Annotated in this window: 24 protein-coding genes; all 24 read left to right on the top strand. The window is 45.6% G+C overall.

From position 1 onward, the window contains the following. Positions 1-12: 12 nt before the first annotated feature. The 24 genes from ABU615_RS01415 (at position 13) to ABU615_RS01300 (ending at position 16,066) form a co-directional block, all read left to right on the top strand. Positions 13-507, top strand: a complete 495-nt coding sequence (locus ABU615_RS01415; RefSeq protein ID WP_370389054.1) for a hypothetical protein — start codon at positions 13-15, stop codon at positions 505-507. Between the two features lie 10 nt (positions 508-517). Beyond that, the gene (locus tag ABU615_RS01410) at positions 518-1,525 is read left to right on the top strand and encodes a DUF2184 domain-containing protein (RefSeq protein ID WP_370389053.1); all 1,008 of its coding nucleotides are present in this window, start codon (positions 518-520) and stop codon (positions 1,523-1,525) included. A gap of 57 nt (positions 1,526-1,582) precedes the next feature. Next, positions 1,583-1,903 carry a hypothetical protein gene (locus tag ABU615_RS01405; protein ID WP_100140667.1) on the top strand — a complete coding sequence of 107 codons (321 nt, stop codon included), beginning with the start codon at positions 1,583-1,585 and terminating at the stop codon, positions 1,901-1,903. A 12-nt stretch (positions 1,904-1,915) separates the two neighbouring features. Continuing rightward, a complete protein-coding gene (locus tag ABU615_RS01400) occupies positions 1,916-2,323 on the top strand; it encodes a DUF4054 domain-containing protein (RefSeq protein WP_367488283.1) in 408 nt (135 codons plus the stop codon). A gap of 1 nt (position 2,324) precedes the next feature. Continuing rightward, complete coding sequence (locus tag ABU615_RS01395) at positions 2,325-2,903, top strand: hypothetical protein (protein WP_367488285.1); 579 nt, start codon at positions 2,325-2,327, stop codon at positions 2,901-2,903. Then, positions 2,890-3,270 carry a hypothetical protein gene (locus ABU615_RS01390; protein WP_367488287.1) on the top strand — a complete coding sequence of 127 codons (381 nt, stop codon included), beginning with the start codon at positions 2,890-2,892 and terminating at the stop codon, positions 3,268-3,270. Before ABU615_RS01395 ends, ABU615_RS01390 begins: the two co-directional genes overlap by 14 nt. Further along, complete coding sequence (locus ABU615_RS01385) at positions 3,258-3,752, top strand: hypothetical protein (protein ID WP_367488290.1); 495 nt, start codon at positions 3,258-3,260, stop codon at positions 3,750-3,752. Before ABU615_RS01390 ends, ABU615_RS01385 begins: the two co-directional genes overlap by 13 nt. Positions 3,753-3,832: 80 nt before the next feature. After that, positions 3,833-5,221: a DUF3383 domain-containing protein gene (locus ABU615_RS01380; RefSeq protein WP_370389052.1), complete on the top strand. Its 1,389-nt coding sequence runs from the start codon at positions 3,833-3,835 to the stop codon at positions 5,219-5,221. A gap of 94 nt (positions 5,222-5,315) precedes the next feature. Then, positions 5,316-5,831: a phage antirepressor N-terminal domain-containing protein gene (locus tag ABU615_RS01375; RefSeq protein WP_370389051.1), complete on the top strand. Its 516-nt coding sequence runs from the start codon at positions 5,316-5,318 to the stop codon at positions 5,829-5,831. A 17-nt stretch (positions 5,832-5,848) separates the two neighbouring features. Then, positions 5,849-6,298, top strand: coding sequence for a hypothetical protein (locus ABU615_RS01370; protein ID WP_267390310.1), 450 nt, complete (start codon positions 5,849-5,851; stop codon positions 6,296-6,298). Beyond that, entirely contained in the window at positions 6,298-6,705 is a 408-nt protein-coding gene (locus ABU615_RS01365; protein ID WP_370389050.1) for a hypothetical protein, read from the top strand. Before ABU615_RS01370 ends, ABU615_RS01365 begins: the two co-directional genes overlap by 1 nt. After that, entirely contained in the window at positions 6,705-6,914 is a 210-nt protein-coding gene (locus ABU615_RS01360) for a hypothetical protein (protein ID WP_367488306.1), read from the top strand. The genes ABU615_RS01365 and ABU615_RS01360 overlap by 1 nt, the downstream gene beginning before the upstream one ends. Beyond that, the gene (locus ABU615_RS01355) at positions 6,895-9,096 is read left to right on the top strand and encodes a hypothetical protein (RefSeq protein ID WP_370389049.1); all 2,202 of its coding nucleotides are present in this window, start codon (positions 6,895-6,897) and stop codon (positions 9,094-9,096) included. The genes ABU615_RS01360 and ABU615_RS01355 overlap by 20 nt, the downstream gene beginning before the upstream one ends. Then, complete coding sequence (locus ABU615_RS01350; RefSeq protein ID WP_100140970.1) at positions 9,093-9,476, top strand: hypothetical protein; 384 nt, start codon at positions 9,093-9,095, stop codon at positions 9,474-9,476. The genes ABU615_RS01355 and ABU615_RS01350 overlap by 4 nt, the downstream gene beginning before the upstream one ends. Positions 9,477-9,584: 108 nt before the next feature. Then, positions 9,585-9,872 carry a BrnT family toxin gene (locus tag ABU615_RS01345; RefSeq protein ID WP_367428783.1) on the top strand — a complete coding sequence of 96 codons (288 nt, stop codon included), beginning with the start codon at positions 9,585-9,587 and terminating at the stop codon, positions 9,870-9,872. Beyond that, positions 9,869-10,081, top strand: coding sequence for a CopG family antitoxin (locus ABU615_RS01340; RefSeq protein WP_100137642.1), 213 nt, complete (start codon positions 9,869-9,871; stop codon positions 10,079-10,081). The genes ABU615_RS01345 and ABU615_RS01340 overlap by 4 nt, the downstream gene beginning before the upstream one ends. A 57-nt stretch (positions 10,082-10,138) precedes the next feature. Continuing rightward, positions 10,139-10,762 carry a phage baseplate protein gene (locus tag ABU615_RS01335; protein WP_370389048.1) on the top strand — a complete coding sequence of 208 codons (624 nt, stop codon included), beginning with the start codon at positions 10,139-10,141 and terminating at the stop codon, positions 10,760-10,762. Next, a complete protein-coding gene (locus tag ABU615_RS01330; protein ID WP_370389047.1) occupies positions 10,762-11,040 on the top strand; it encodes a hypothetical protein in 279 nt (92 codons plus the stop codon). The genes ABU615_RS01335 and ABU615_RS01330 overlap by 1 nt, the downstream gene beginning before the upstream one ends. Then, positions 11,030-11,923, top strand: coding sequence for a hypothetical protein (locus ABU615_RS01325; RefSeq protein ID WP_370389046.1), 894 nt, complete (start codon positions 11,030-11,032; stop codon positions 11,921-11,923). Before ABU615_RS01330 ends, ABU615_RS01325 begins: the two co-directional genes overlap by 11 nt. Then, positions 11,904-12,617 (top strand): phage baseplate protein, encoded by a 714-nt coding sequence (locus tag ABU615_RS01320; protein WP_367488324.1) that lies wholly within the window; start codon positions 11,904-11,906, stop codon positions 12,615-12,617. The genes ABU615_RS01325 and ABU615_RS01320 overlap by 20 nt, the downstream gene beginning before the upstream one ends. Continuing rightward, a complete protein-coding gene (locus tag ABU615_RS01315) occupies positions 12,614-12,967 on the top strand; it encodes a hypothetical protein (protein WP_367488327.1) in 354 nt (117 codons plus the stop codon). The genes ABU615_RS01320 and ABU615_RS01315 overlap by 4 nt, the downstream gene beginning before the upstream one ends. Then, positions 12,964-14,160, top strand: a complete 1,197-nt coding sequence (locus ABU615_RS01310) for a baseplate J/gp47 family protein (RefSeq protein WP_367488329.1) — start codon at positions 12,964-12,966, stop codon at positions 14,158-14,160. The genes ABU615_RS01315 and ABU615_RS01310 overlap by 4 nt, the downstream gene beginning before the upstream one ends. Continuing rightward, positions 14,157-14,792 (top strand): DUF2612 domain-containing protein, encoded by a 636-nt coding sequence (locus tag ABU615_RS01305; protein WP_370389045.1) that lies wholly within the window; start codon positions 14,157-14,159, stop codon positions 14,790-14,792. Before ABU615_RS01310 ends, ABU615_RS01305 begins: the two co-directional genes overlap by 4 nt. Beyond that, entirely contained in the window at positions 14,789-16,066 is a 1,278-nt protein-coding gene (locus ABU615_RS01300) for a phage tail protein (RefSeq protein WP_370389044.1), read from the top strand. The genes ABU615_RS01305 and ABU615_RS01300 overlap by 4 nt, the downstream gene beginning before the upstream one ends. Positions 16,067-16,073: the final 7 nt, after the last annotated feature.

Raw genomic sequence — 16,073 nt, 5'->3', positions numbered from 1 at the left:
AAGGATAGAAAAATGGGTTTCCAAAAAAATTTAAATAATGACTTGCCGGTTGGTGTTGAAGGCGATTTCGCCTCAACCAATCCTTACCACACTTTGTTAGTGGGGGAAGGCGAGGCAAAGGCTGGTGAAAGTGGAGTCCTTATTGGGCGCTTTGCTTGGTTTGACCCCGATACAGGGACGGTCAGCAACGCTAAAACCAGTGCTAAAGCGCTTATTGGCTTTGCGCGCCGTGACAACACCGCATTAATTGTTCAGTTTACTGAAGAATCATCTTTAAAGATTCCTAAAGGCTTTGCTGTAACACTCTACGACGGTGGAGATTTTTGGGCACGTTTTGCAGGCGGGGCTCAAATAGGACAAAAAGTTTACGCCAACACTATGGATGGCAGCGTTAATGCAGCAGATTCATTGCCGGCAGCTGTCGACGGGGCAAGCTTTGTAGATACCGGTTTCGTAGTGGCATCAAATGCCGATGCGGGTGCATTAGCTAAAATTTCCAAATATTGAGGACGGATATATGGCACAAAGTAGTTCTTTGAATTTTTTCGCGCTTGAAAACAAGGCGGGGGTGGTTTTTGCAACTGGACAAAAACCGGTCGAACTGAACGCACAAGCACGTATGCGCATTGCGCAGGATTCAGCTTTACAGACTGCACCTAATGCCGGTATCCCGGCGTTATTTACAACCTATGTCGACCCGCGCGTGATTCAGGTATTGGTTACCCCCATGAAAGCGGCTAAGGTGTTTGACGAGCGCAAAATGGGCACGTGGGCAGACGATACGGTATCTACTCCAATAGCGGAAAATATTGGGGTTACGTCAACCTACGGAGACTTTAACAATAACGCCCTGAGTGATGCCAACGTTAACTATCCATTTCGTCAAACATACCATTACCAAACCATTATTCGTATTGGTGAACGGGAATTGGCTAAAGCAGGTCAGGCGCGATTGGATTGGGCGACGCAGAAACAAACATCGGCAGCATTGGCATTGAATAAATTTCAAAACAAAAGCTATCTGTTTGGTATAAAAGGCCTACAAAATTATGGCATGCTGAACGACCCTAATTTACTGCCCTCTATGGCGGGCAAGGTGTGGGATAAGCTGGACGCACAAGGCATTTATGATTCTGTCCGAACACTATTCAGCCTCTTAGTTAAGCAAACAGGGGGTTTGATTGACACTGACGAAACCATGACATTAGCTTTGTCACCGAACATGAATGCCTCCCTTACCGCCACCAACATGTACGGTTTAAACGCAAGTGATTTGATTAAAAAGAACTTTCCAAATATGAAAATCGTCACTATCCCGGAATACCAGAGTAAAGCGGGTGAGGTTGTTCAGATGATTGTTAATGAGTACGAAGGCTTTCCTACCGCTGAACTGGGTTTTACAGAAAAGATGCGCGTGCATCCTTTGATTCAGCAACAATCCGGTTACGAGCAAAAGCGCTCTCAGGGCACAGTAGGCGCCATCATTTACCGGCCTATATTTATCGCCTCTATGCTGGCATCTTGATTAACTGACATCTCAACAACCGCCCAATCGGGCGGCTTTTTTATTTCGGAGAGATTTATGGCTGACAAAGTAATAATTGGTTGCAAAATACCCAACGGTTTAATCCTGCAGGTAGGAGAACAATGCGTCAATATTAAGGGGGCAAACAGCTCCCGTTTGGTTTTCGGGTACGGCGTTACCTCTGATGTGTCTTTGGATTTCTGGGAGGCTTGGCTGGCAGAAAATAAGGATCGTGACTTGGTCAAGAACGGACTGATTTTCGCAAATAAAGATGTGAAGTCAACCAAAGACAACTTAAAGGACGGGCAGAACAATCCGTCAGGCCTTGAGCCTTTAGACCCTGATCAATCGGGCGAAGTCACAAGGGCAGATAAATAGCATGGGGGAGATATGAGCGATGTAGTCAGATTTGATGTACAGAAATTCAGATTACTGTATCCCTCTATTACCGTGTCCGATGTGCAGCTGCACTCTTTTTTTACCGAGGCCTGCATTCTGTGCAATAACACTGAAAAAAGTGTGATTAAAAGTACAGAAGAGCGCGAGTTGCTTTTGTTTTTGCTGGTGGCGCATATCGCCACCCTGCAAATGCGGCTTGAAAGTGGGAACGAGGCAGTAGGACGTATAGCAGGCGCATCTGAAGGCAGCGTATCCGTGTCGCTTGATTATGGACAATCAGCGGCATCAGAAAAATGGTATCTGCAGACCCAGTATGGTGCGCGCTACTGGACATTGACAAGGCAGTATCGCTCTTTCCTCTATATTGCAGGGCGGATGCCTATGCCTGTCAGGAGGTAGTGTGAAAAAATCAGGTAGCTTATCTAAAGCTTTAAAAATATACGCGGAAGACAGCCAAAAGCTGCGGGTAGGCATATTCGAAACAGCCACCTATGCCGGGGTAGAAGATGAACGACTACACGTTGCACAGGTCGCATTCTGGAACGAATACGGCGTAGAAATTGAGGTGCCAGAACGGCAGATTACTATCTATCGCCTGATTAACCAAAAGAGCGGCGAATTTAAGCGTAATGGCCGTTTTGTCAGAAAAGCGGTATCTAATTTCGCCACCACACACACTTCACCCGCCCATAAGATCAGCATCCCGCCGCGCCCTTTTTTTCGCAGTACAGTCAGCGAAAATAAAGACAAATGGGTTGATAGCCTGCCTGAGCTTGTCGAAAAGCAAGGCATCAATAAAGGCCTTAGTTTACTTGGCGAGGTGATTAAGGGTGATTTGGTGGAGTCAATTATGACGTGGACGACCCCACCTAATGCGATATCTACCATTAAGCTTAAAGGCAGAGACGCCCCTTTACGGGATACTATGCAGATGTCGCGTTCAATCGGTGTAGAGGTAAGCAGATATGATGAATCTTAGGGCAATGGCTAACGGTGTCATTACCGGCGTTAATCCCGACCAAAAAGCGGTTTTGAGGGTTAATACAGGTAATGCAGTAGATGATGCAGGGCGAATCATACCCGCTTTTACGGAGGAGCCTATTTCAATCCAACTGCAGAGCATTTCCACGGCAGACCTTGAACACCTAAACCTGATTAACCAGCAAGGGCAGTTTATATACGCTTATGTCTCCGGACAGCTGGCAGTCATCCGGCGCGCACAAGGTAAAGGGGCTGAACGCGTTATTTTTACCGCTTATGGAGAAGAAGAGGCATCGGAATGGATGGTTAAACAGGTTGTTGAATCATATTACACATGGTGCAAGGTACTGCTATGGCGACAGTAACGCATGCACAGATTTTCCGAGAAGTCCGGGCTTATCTGCTCGGGCTTTTTTCATGCCCGCCAGAATCAGTCGTTCAGGGCTATCAGAACGATGCTCCTTTACCCAAACAGGCGGTCGTGATGTCTATTCTGTTCGAACATGCTTTTGACTTTCCTGCGAGCTACTACGAGCCAGAAAGGGACAAAGCGGCCGTTCAACAGTCAGTGGAAGTAACGATGCAAATAGATTTTTACGGCAATCAGGCAGGAGACAGAGCCCGAAAGCTGAGTAACTTATGGAAAAACCAGTACACAACCGCTCGTCTTACGTCCTGCCAGCCGCTGTACTGTAAAGACCCCATGCAGATGACTTTTATTAATGAGCAGTCCCGTTATGAAGAGCGCTGGACAGTCGAGTTGGCACTTCAATACAACCCCGAATTCGAGCATGAATTAATTTATTTGGATATGCCGGTAATTACCTTATCCAAACCAAAGGAATGATTATGTTATCTTCTATTCCAGCAAGTAATATCGTAACCGTTAACCCTGCAGTAATCGGCAGTGGCGGCTCCGCGCTGAGTTTGAACACCGTCGTGCTAAGCGATACCAGCATCTATCCCGTCAGCCAATATGCTAGCGCTGCTGACGTGGGTAACGCTTTCGGGTACAGCAGCAGTCTGTACAAGTTTGCGCAATGCTATTTTGATGGCTACATCGGCTCAACGATTAAGCCTGCAAGCCTGTTTATCGCACGGTATAACAGAACGGATATCAGAGCCCGCCTTATAGGCGCCAGTGTTAAATCTCTTCAGTTAGATGACCTGCGAGCCATTAACGGAGGCATCACCTTAACCATTGACGGTGTGATCACTAACGCAAACATTGATTTATCCAACGCAAACAGCTTCAGCGATGCGGCCGTTAAAATTTCCGCATCGCTGAAGACGGAAGTTAATTTTGATACACAACTACAGGCTTTCGTCATCCAATCCTCCATTAGCGGTCGAGGCGCGTCTATTTCGTTTGCTGCCGGTACAGCGGCGGAGGCACTGAGACTAACGGAAAGTACAGGGGCTATTGCGGATAACGCCACTCTGGCCGACAGCCCTGATTCAGTTATGGAGCGCATTACCGGATATACGTTAAATTTCGCTGTTATCACCACTGTAGGCGACGGATTTGACATAGAAGCGCAAAAGGCTTTGGCCATGTGGAATAGCAAACAGAACAATCGTTACTGGTATGTCTATTACGCGCAAGAGCCCACCGCCCTCATTGCCAATAACACTAATTGCTTTGGCACTTGGTTGAAAGAAAATGCTATTTCCGGAACAACGGCAATCTACGGCACGTTGGAACAAGCTGGGCTGGCCTGTGGTTATGCTGCCTCTATCAATTTCAAAGAGATGAATGGGCGCGCCACTATGGAATTCAAGCGGCAAAGCGGGATTGCTGCAACGGTTACATCATTGCAAGCCGCAAATGCATTAGAAAGTAATGGATATGCCTATTACGGGGCGTGGGCGACAGCAAATGAACGCTTTATCTTCTTCCGAAATACCATCGTTAGCGGTGATTTTGCATGGGTAGATAACTACCTGAATCAGGTGTACTTCAACTCCCAACTGCAACTGGCATTTATTAACATGCTTATCAGTTATAAGGCCGTACCTTATAACGACCACGGTAGAGCCATTCACCGCGCCGCAGCACAAGACCCTATTAACGAAATGCTGAATTTTGGTGGCATCCAATGTGGAGTCAATTTATCTGAAGCACAAAAATCACAAATTAACTATGAGGCAGGCTTTGATGCAGCACGCCAGATTGAAACCAGCGGATATTGTCTGCTGATTCAACAGGCGACAGCGCAAGTTCGCGGACAGCGCGGTTCCCTGCCTTTAAAACTCTGGTACACCGACGGTGGCAGCGTCCATACGGTGAATCTGGCATCGATCAACGTTCAATAATCAAATTAGGGAACTTCTCCAAAAACACCCCAAAACCCCGTGCAAACTGTACGGGGTTTTATTTATTGGATAGGAATTAAATTAGGAATCAAATATGGAATATTTAAATGTTAATTTTCTTGGCTCTGAAATTGTGGTTATTGATTGTGATGGAGAGCCTTATGTAGCGATGCGTACTGTGGTTGATGGTATGGGATTAGCGTGGCAACCACAGCACAGAAAGCTAACATCTGATCAAAGGTGGGGTGTCATCAAAATGATGATGCCCACTAATGGCGACGCCCAAGAAGTCTGCTGCATTCCTTTACGAAAAATGTTTGGCTGGCTGATGTCTATTAGCGCTAATAAAGTTGCGGCAGATAAAAAGCAAACCATCACCCGATATCAACAGGAATGCGACGATGTATTGTGGCAGTACTGGACCACCGGCATTGTCAATCGTGAAAAAATTTTGCAGGAAATGGAGCTGTTAAAAAAGCAGCAGGCTGAATCTGAGGCGCGGGGCAGCGCAGCGGGAAAGGCGCTATACCAGCGCAAATTAGAAAAGCGCCAACTGGAAATGCAATTGGCCACAATCAATCAGCTCGACCTTTTTCAAAAAACAGCTTAACTGAAAGGGATTAAATTATGCCGATGGGACATAACCCACTAACCATCACCTCAGCCAACTCGGTGTTAATGCTGCGCTGTACCGGTGTATACGACAATTTTCTAAATATTAAAGGCTTTCAGGCAGATAACGCCTGGGGGTTTGGGGAAGCTAATATAGCTGAGACTCGCATGGGCGTGGATGGGCAGCAGTCACAGGGCTATACGCCACATGAAGTGGAATGGACACTGCATCTGGAAGCAAACAGCCCGTCAATTGAGCATATGGAAAATATCCGCAAGGATTTCAATGCCAATATGGAAACTCGCCCAATTGATATAGTCGTTGAGATTCCATCTATCAAAATACGTTACAGCGCGACTGGAGCCATGACAAAACTGACTGGAGGTGCCGCAGGGCAAAAGCTACTTGCTGGTAGTCAGTATACTTTCAGATTGGTGTTGAACGGCGCAGAGGAGATTAACTGATGGCACGTAAAACCAAAGACATAACCATTGAGTCAGGTCGTGACGCGGGTAAAACATTTCGAATAACAGAAATGCCTATTCTTCAAGCCGACAAATGGGCGCAGCGCGCCCTATTTGCCATTGCCAGAGCAGGTGTAGATACCAGCTCAATTAATATGAATGGCGGCATGCTGGAAATGGCCAGACTGGCATTAGATGTTGTGGGTAAGATTGACCCCGAAGTAGGTGGGGATTTGCTCGACGAACTACTGAGTTGTGTACAGATTATTCCTACGGGGGGCGTCCCACGCAGCCTTGTCATGGATAGCGATATCGAAGATATCAAAACATTGTTCGTGCTGCGCAAAGAGGTGCTGGCTCTACATATTGATTTTTTAAAGAACGGCAATTCCCCAGATATGAGCTAATGGCGGGGTTGCCCTTTCAGGATGGTGTGCTGGCTCAGACAGTCAACGTATCTTATTTGGCCAGTCAGGTAATAACTACCGGACTGGCCTCTTACGTAGAGCTGGACAGCGTACTAGGGCTTGAGGATGTACTGAATATCCTTGAGGTTTTTCAGGTTTCTGAACATAACAAAATGTTGGTAAATAAGTATGGCAACGAATATAGTTGAGCAGATGCTGATTGAGCTGGGTATAGACACTTCCAAATACCTAGCAGAAGCAGAAAAAACGACCAAAAAAAATCAGGAGCTTGAGAAATCCCTTGCTAACACTGAAAAGGCGTCGAAACAGGCCGGTAAATCTAACGAGGATCTGGCCAAAAAATATCATAGCTCCATCACGCCAATTGCTAAAATGGGTCAGGAGATTGCCAAGGTAACAAAAGAACTTACCGGATTTTTTGCAATTATCATCGGCTCAACCGGCCTGTTCAAGCTGGCTAATGATGCAGCACGTGCCAATATGGAAGTATCTAAGCTCTCCGGACAATTGGGCATGAATACCCGTGGCATAACCGATTGGCAAAACGCTGCCGGTGCTTTCGGGGGCAGTGCCGAAGGTATGACAGCATCGCTCAGTAACATTAAACAGTCCATGAACGGGCTTGTTATGTTTGGTGACGCCAGCATGCTGCCTTACTTTAACGCACTGGGCGTTAATGTAGTAGATAATGCCGGTAAGATTCGTCAGTTAGATGATGTCATGCTGGACTTGGCGGACGCGTTCCAGAAAATGCCACGAGACCAAGCCTATACAATAGGCAAAAAAATGGGGTTTGATGATGGCACCATTAATGCTTTGGTTTCAGGCCGGAAAGAGCTACAGGAAATCTTAAACGTTCAGAAGCAGATGTATCATTCTGACCAAAAAGCCATCGCGCAAAGTAAAGAGCTTACTAAACAGCAAGCCATTTTAAGCGCCCACTGGCAAAGCATGAAGCAGCTTATCGGCGACGCGCTAACCCCAATTCTGATTGCGCTAATTAGGGTCGTAAACGGCTTTTTTGAGCTTTTACAAAAACATCAGAAAGTAATAAAAGGTGTCTTTCAAGTTGCCGCTATCATTATCGGCATGCTGCTGATTCCTACGCTGTTAAGCGCTACACGCGTCCTGCTTGGATTTATAGCCCCGTTCACACCGCTATTAAGGGTTATCGGGGCTTTAGGTGCAGCCATTAGCCCTGTAATCGCACTGGTTACCGCCTTAGCCGCTGCCTTTGTGCTGTTGTACGACGATTACAAGACATGGGCAAATGGCGGCAAATCTCTTTTTGACTGGACGTCTTTTGCAGCAGGCATCAAGGACAGCAAGATGTCTGTAGATACGTTACGCGAGGCCTTTGGCAATCTAGTCAGTGCTGTTAAAAACAACACCATACCGACCCTAAAGGGCTACGCTGAAATACTAGGCAAATTGGTTAGGGGTGATTTTAGCGGGGCGGCCAAGCAGGCTAAGCAGATGATTGACACCTACTCCGATATCGCTACGGGAATTGTGGCGGATGCTATGGGCGAGAAAAAACAGGACGTAGCAGGATTTATCGGGGAAAGCGTCTATAAATTGACGCATGGAGGTAAGGACTACCATGAGTATAACGGGACTGCTAAACCTGCAGAACAAAATACGGTAACAGCTAGTAATTCTAGGCAGGTATTTAAAAATAAGAACTTTACTAAAGAAAAAGCAGAATCAATCGCCCGTGTCGCCAAAAACATAGGCGTAGACCCTAACGACCTAGCTGCTGTTATTTCTTTTGAAACGGGCGGAACATTCAATCCCAATATTCGCAATCCAAAATCTTCAGCTACGGGCTTAATTCAATTTATGGCCGGCTCCGGAGGCAAAAAAGGACTTTACTATGGTATGACGCGAGACCAATTCGGAGGCCTATCTTTTGATGAGCAAATGAAGTACGTCGAACGATATTTCAGGGAGCGCGGCTTTGATGGAAAGAAGAAGCGTGATGTTGCTGATACGTATACTGCAGTTACAGGCTACGGCTACAGGAAAGGATCTAAGGCTTATGAATTAAATAGCAAGTGGGATTCGAACGGGGACGGTTATATTGATAAAGGTGAAGCTGTTTTAAATCCATATTTTCGAGCACATCAGCATCAATACTATGACAAGATCGCCCGTAGCGCCCAAAAAGCTCAGGATATGTCAAAAGCGGAGTTTCAATTTCGGAACGGAAGCGAGGGTATAAAAAACGATAACCGTAAGCATGTTAGTGTTAATATACAGAAAATAGAAGTTAAAACATCTTCCAGTAGTGTAAGTGGCAACACCGTTGCAGCTGTTAAAGAAGCAAACAACTATATGTTTAATCAACTCGGGACTTCAATGACATGAAAAAAATATTATTAATTGCTCTGCTGCTACCTTCTCTGGCCATGGCGACAAATTTTAAACAGGTTGTATCAGGTAAGAAGCTTACTTATGTTGGTGCAACTTGTGCTGGTGTGTCTTTTTCGCAAGACGGCTTAATTGCTAATATGTACGATGAACAGGTATCTAATTGTGCGCTAAACATACCGTTCCTGTTGCGCGTTAAGTGGCTTAATGAAAATACAGCTATGCTGGTAGAGAAAGTTCAGCAAAATAAAAGCGCTCCTCCCCGTGTTTTTGTAATGCAGTTTCAATCACAGAACGGAAATAAAATCACGGTTAAAGATGTATGGGTAGGTTGGGGGAATCACCCAGACCAGATTCAAAAATACACGATCAAGTGAAATATGATTTTGTAACATATTCAAGCCAGCTAACTAGCTGGCTTTTTTATAACGGTATTGCTAGGTGCTGTTAAAGTAAATATAATATATTTACAAACAGTAGACGGAGTGAACGTGATCGATGGATTTGAATGGAATAATGACAAAGCCACGTTGAATCTAAAAAAGCACGGTGTTTCTTTTGAGGAAGCCCTTACCGTATTTTGGGATGAGCACGGTTTAATCATTTCCGACCCTGAGCACTCCGAGGATGAAGACCGCTTTGTACTATTAGGGATGAGCGAAAACCTACGCGTTCTTGTGGTAATACATTGTGAGCGCGGTGAAAGTATACGTCTGATTTCAGCGAGAGTTGCTACCAAACACGAGCGCAAACAGTATGAGGAATCTCTATGAAGAAAGAGTATGATTTTAGTAACGCCAAGCCTAATCCTTATGCTAGCCAACTAAAAAAGACAATTACTATTCGAATAGATGAAGAAAGTATCAGCTATTTTAAAGAGCTGGCTGAGGAAACAGGATTACCCTACCAATCGTTGATTAACTTATTTTTAAAGGATTGCGCTGCCAATAAGCGTAAGCCTGATATTAAGTGGAATAAATAGATATTACACTTTTACATACATAAGCTGCCGTTAGGCAGCTTTTTTATTGGAGGTTGTATGCTGCCGATTGAGGGTATGCCCAATGTACCAAATTTCAAAGGATTGAATGCTGCTGGCTCTAATGCCCTAATCAGCTTAGGGAGTGCTGCACTAATAAATGCTGTATTCGGTAATTACTGGGGTATATTCAATGAATACGGTATTCCGATACTGCTGGCAGATAACGTCATTGCTCTTAAATATAATAATTCGTCTAGGATCGCGCAGGCGCCAATTGAAAAAGGTTCTTTTGCCAGCTACAACAAAATATCTAACCCCTATAAAGCTACTGTTCAGTTATCAAAAGGCACGGGCGGCACACTCATGCGGGGGGCTTTTCTTGGCCAGATTGAAACACTAGCCAACAGTACACTGTTATTCCATATCCTTACACCGGAATATGTTTATACCAACGCCTGTATTGTTGGCTACGACACTGCACGAGAGGCGTCGGACGGTGCGCAACTGATTAAGGTTAACCTTCATCTAGAAGAGGTCAGAGAAGTAACGGTTAAATACGATACCGAAGAGGTAAAAAACCCTGACGATGCTAAAACACAGGATGGCGGTGAAAAGCATCCAGAGAGCGCGAATGAATCAATTCTTTATAAGGCTAGTGAAGCATTTAAGGACCTATTCTAATGACTACGGTAACTATTCCTTTAAACGCTGCGCCTAACCAAACCGTTTCATTTATGATGGATAACAAACGCTGGTTAGTTACCCTGAATTCACGCCTCGGGAATTTATATGCCAGCATAGAAAATGACAGAGACGGAGTCATAATTAACAATCGTATTTGCTTAAATAAAACACCCCTTAGCAAAAATCTTGTGTTTATAGATACTGACGGTAGTCAAGACCCATTCTACACCGGCCTGAACAGCCGGTTTTTTTTGGTATATACAAATGAAACGTAAAGTAATTAAAGTCACGGTGACCCTGACAGGAAAGGATGACAAAGGCCAGCAGATTGTATTTGCGGATGCATACAACCAGATAAGTGCAACAGGATTTCGGATAGCCTGCAATATCATGTTCGGGTATGGTGCGGTAATGCCAACAGCACAGATTCGCGTCTATGGGCTTGAGCTGGACAAAATGATCAAGCTTTTACGCGTTCGCTGGAACACACTGGGCGCCCTAATGAATCGCGTAAAAATAGAAGTTGGGAATGAGTGGGAGAAATTACTGCAAGAATTCGAGGGCAACATTACTTTCGCGTATCCGGATTTTTCTAATTCTCCGGATGTGTGCCTTGTAATTGAGTCTCAGGCCGCAGCTTTGGAAAATCAGAAGCCCGCCAACCCCTACGAACACAAAGGGGAAATAGATATAGCAGATATCTATCAGGCGATTTGCGAAGAAATGGGATATCAGCTGGAAAACAACGGCGTATCAATAAAAACGAAAGACATCACCCTAAATGGCTCTAACCTGCACAAACTGCAAACACTTGAGCAAACCTTTCCAATTGATATGTACATAGAAAATAACCTGATAGCCATCACCCCTAAAGGCGGCAGTCGTAACATTAAAATCCCTGTCATCACACCGGCTACTGGGCTTATAGGCTACCCAACACCGGATATTCGCGGAGTGACCTTCAAATGCCTTTATGACCCATTACTGCGCTTTGGTGGTGTCTGCAAAATACAAGGTAGCGTCGTTGAAGTTTGTAACGGGGAGTGGCGGATTTATGGCATGTACAAATGCCTGGAAGCCAACCAGCCGGACGGCAACTGGTTCTGTGAGATAGCTGCAACATGGAGGGATAGCAAAGATGCCGCAATCGTTCGATAACAATAGCCCACTCAGTCATCTCAACATCAACCACTCTTTAGGCGGGGCGGCTGAATTTAACGCCCTCATTACTAACCTAATGTCCAAGATGCAGACAATTACGTTAGTAAAAGTGGTTGCTGTATCAGGAGGCGGAATAGCCCCCGTGGGAACAGTTGATGTTATGCCAATGGTGCAGATGCTCGATGGTGCAGATAATGTTTATTCTGCAGGGCAGATTTTCAGTGTGCCTTATTTCCGCCTGCAGGGCGGAGCAAATGCAATTATTTGTGACCCTGTGGTTGGAGATATTGGCCTGTGTGCTTTTGCCTCAAGAGACATTTCCATAGTCAAGCGTAATAAAGCAGAGTCCGCCCCGGGGAGCCGCAGGCAGTACGACTGGAATGACGGTTTATATATTGGAGGGTTCCTGAATGGCGTGCCTCAGCAATATATAGGTTTTTCAAATGGCGGTATCGTCATCCATTCACCAACAAGTATCACTTTAGAGGCACCTGCCATTAATCTGCAGGCTTCATCCGTAACCACCAAAACCGGCAGTTTTGCAGTTAATGCTAGTAAGACTGCACAATTTACCGGCGGGGCAGGAATCAGCTCTGATGGTGATGTTCAGGCGGGATCAGTTAGCTTGAAAAACCACACTCACAACGGTGTAGTAACAGGTGGTGGTAACACAGGAAAACCCAATTCATGAAAACATTATTTTTAATGCCCGGTAGCTGGGATTTGGCTATAGACGCACGTGGCAACATCGCCATAGCAGAAAGCACCTACCAGCAGGCACAGGATATCGCCAGCGCTTGCCGCACCATACAAAAAGATTTGTATTTCAACCAGAGTGAAGGCATACCTTATTTAACTCAGATTTTGGGTAACGGGCGCTACCCGCTGGCGTTATATCGAAAGTATTTACAGGATGCTGCCCTGAGTGTGCCGGGAGTGGCGAGCGCGCTGCCAGAATTGCAGTTAGATAATGACCGCATCCTACGCGGGCAAATTAAATTTACCACTAGCGATAATCAAACAGGGGTAGTTGGGCTATGAACATTCCTCAACTGCAGATAACAGACGATGGCATTGTGGCGCCCAGTACCGATGAAGTAATTAACGGTTTGTGGGAGCTATTTAAAGATGCTTTTGGCAAAGATTTAAATACCGCCATGAATACACCACAGGGGCAGCTTGTTACCTCACTGGCAGCTATTATCACGGATGAACGTAACCAAATGATCGCGCTGCTAAACCAGTTTGACCCGCGTTATGCTCAGGGTATCTGGCAAGATGGGATTGGTTATGTGTATTTCATGACTCGCAAAAAGGCCACCCATTCCAGTGTTGATTTGGAGCTGACGGGCTTAGCTGGAACAAGCATAGCCGCGGGAACAATATTCAATGATGACAATAATCAGGAATGGAAAATAACGCACGATGCCGTAATAGGTGGGGAGGGTACAGTAACCGCGCATGCTTTGTGTGTACTGGCCGGTAATGTTAGCGCCGCTCCAAACACCATAACTTCCATACCGAAGGCTATTGCCGGTTTAGATCGCATCACCAATCCCTTTGCTGCCGTTGCTGGTGTAGATGAAGAAGCACGGCGAGATTTTGAAACACGGCGACGGGCATCCGTAGCGATTAACAGTAAAAATACCAACGCTGCAACTTATGGCGCGGTGGCGAATTTACCGGACGTAAAGGATGTCTACGTTATAGACAATCCATCAGATGAAACCATAACTGTCGGTGCAACTAATTACCCAGTTATTCGTAACAGTATTCTTGTTTCCATAGTCGGAGGAGATGATGAAGTGATAGCACGCACCATACTGAACAAGGCCGGTACAGGTTGCTCTTTCAATGGTAATACCGAATGCACTATCAGTGACACGGAAAACTTTCCAACAAGGCCGCCATCCTACGTCATTAAGTTTCTCAGGCCGGATTTTGTGCCTGTGTTTTTCCAAATAAATGTAGAGGATAAAGATGCTTTAACTTTTCAGGATGGCGAGGCGATAAAAACAGCCATTATCAAAGCTTTCTCCACTGGCGCAGCAAAGGCCACCATAGGGCAACCCGTTATTGCCTCTCGGTTCATTTGTCCCGTTGCATCTGCTGTATCGAACGTGAGTATTGTTTCGTTACGCATAAGCTATGATGGCAAAAAATGGGTGGACAAACTCGATATAGGGGTTGATGAATTCCCGACAACAACCGTTTACCAGATAAAAATCCTATGAAAAATATTCAAGATACGTTGATGTCACAATACGCAAATAGCCCCATAATTTGCAACCTGATTGACAGCATGAATGAATGCATAGACCCTAATAAATCCATAAATGATTTTTACAAATTCGCTTTCAATATTAAAACGGCAAAAGGTTTTGGTTTAGACATATGGGGGCGTATTGTCGGTGTTAACCGCAGTATCAATATTCCTCCGGGAGACATTGACGTTTTTGGCTTTAAAACTAAGCCTCAGTCATTCAAACCCTTTAACAGTCACCCGTTCAGTGCTGCCGGAGCCGGATTCAATGCATACAGGCTGTCTGATGAGCGGTTTAGGCTGTTGATTATGCTCAAAGCTGCATCAAACATACTGTCAGTAACGGCGCCGAATATAAACACATATTTGCGCATGGTATTTCCAAATAAAAGGGCGTATTTCCTGATCACTGGCCACATGAAAGGCCGGTATTTTTTTGAGTTTATTCCTAACAGCTTTGAGCGGCATATTATTTATAACCTTGGCTTATTACCACGCCCCAGTGGCGTATTGATTGATTACCGCGAATCCCCTCCAAAGGGGATTTTTGGTTTTTCCGGGACAGGTTTTCAGCCTTTTAATCAAGGATGTTTTGCATCATGAGTAAAAACCCAACGCTAATTCCCCAGGCATTTGCAAATAACGGCAGTAAAAACACCATACAGAACACTAGGCAGCCCGGGCAGGATATGGAGGACGCTACATGGAGTGATGGTTTCCCAAATGTCACCATGCAGCCCGTTGAGTCCGGCGGCCTACCTCCTAAGGGTATGGACTTCAATGGCATATTTAATACCTTATCCGAATCGATTGTTTATTTGCAAAAAGGTGGGCTGTTTTATTTTGACAAGGCCTATGCCAATGCGTTTGACGGTTATCAGACTGGCGCCATACTAATGTCCGATGACAATACACGGCTGTTTGTTTCAACCATAGATAAGAACAGCAACGACCCCAATCAGAAAATGACAGGATGGGAAATACTGGCCGGAGTAGGAATAAATGCTGCTACCGCGTCAAAGTTACTGAATGGGCGCAAAATTGGCGGTGTACTTTTTGATGGCTCTCAGGATATTGATTTGCCCGGCGTAAATAAAGCCGGAACGCAGGATACATCGGGCAATGCGGCGACGGCCACTTGGGCAGCACAGATAGCAGCACACACCATCGGCGGGGTGATGTTTAACGGCAAAGGCGATATCGATTTGCCGGGCGTGAATAAAGCAGGCAATCAGGACACCTCTGGCAACGCAGCCACCGCAACAAAACTTAAAACAGCACGATTGATAGATGGTGTGCCTTTTGATGGTAGCAAAGACATCAATCTTACTCCCGCAGGCGCTATTCAGTATTTTGCTCAAGCTTCAGCCCCTGCCGGCTGGTTAAAAGCTAACGGCGCAGCAGTATCCCGCAAAGATTATGCGAATTTGTTTGCCGCAATAGGTACGACGTACGGAGCCGGTGACGGTAATACAACATTTAATTTGCCGGATTTTAGGGGTGAATTTTTGCGCGGCTGGGATGATGGACGCGGAGCTGACAAAGGCCGTTCACTTGGCTCATGGCAGGATAGTGAAAATAAATCGCACCAGCATAGCGGTACTACCTCACCTAGCGGCAGCCACCAGCATACAGGTACTACGGATTGGAATGGGCAACATTCCCACCCTGTAGGCAAAACTGGTGGCGGTAACGGTTCACAGGCAGCCAAATCTTTTGCCGATTCAGGCGGGGAAATCGCTGCCGCTGGCAATCACGCGCACACATTTACTACCGGATGGAGTGGGGAGCATTCACACCCTTTCTGGACAGCGTGGGTTGGCGGTGCCGAATCAAGACCGCGTAACGTTGCAATATTGGTGTGTATTAAATATTAAAGGATTG

Source organism: Snodgrassella alvi, assembly GCF_040741455.2.
Taxonomy (GTDB): domain Bacteria; phylum Pseudomonadota; class Gammaproteobacteria; order Burkholderiales; family Neisseriaceae; genus Snodgrassella; species Snodgrassella alvi_E.
Note: the sequence above shows the minus strand (reverse complement) of the source record. Positions and strands in the feature narration are given on the sequence as shown.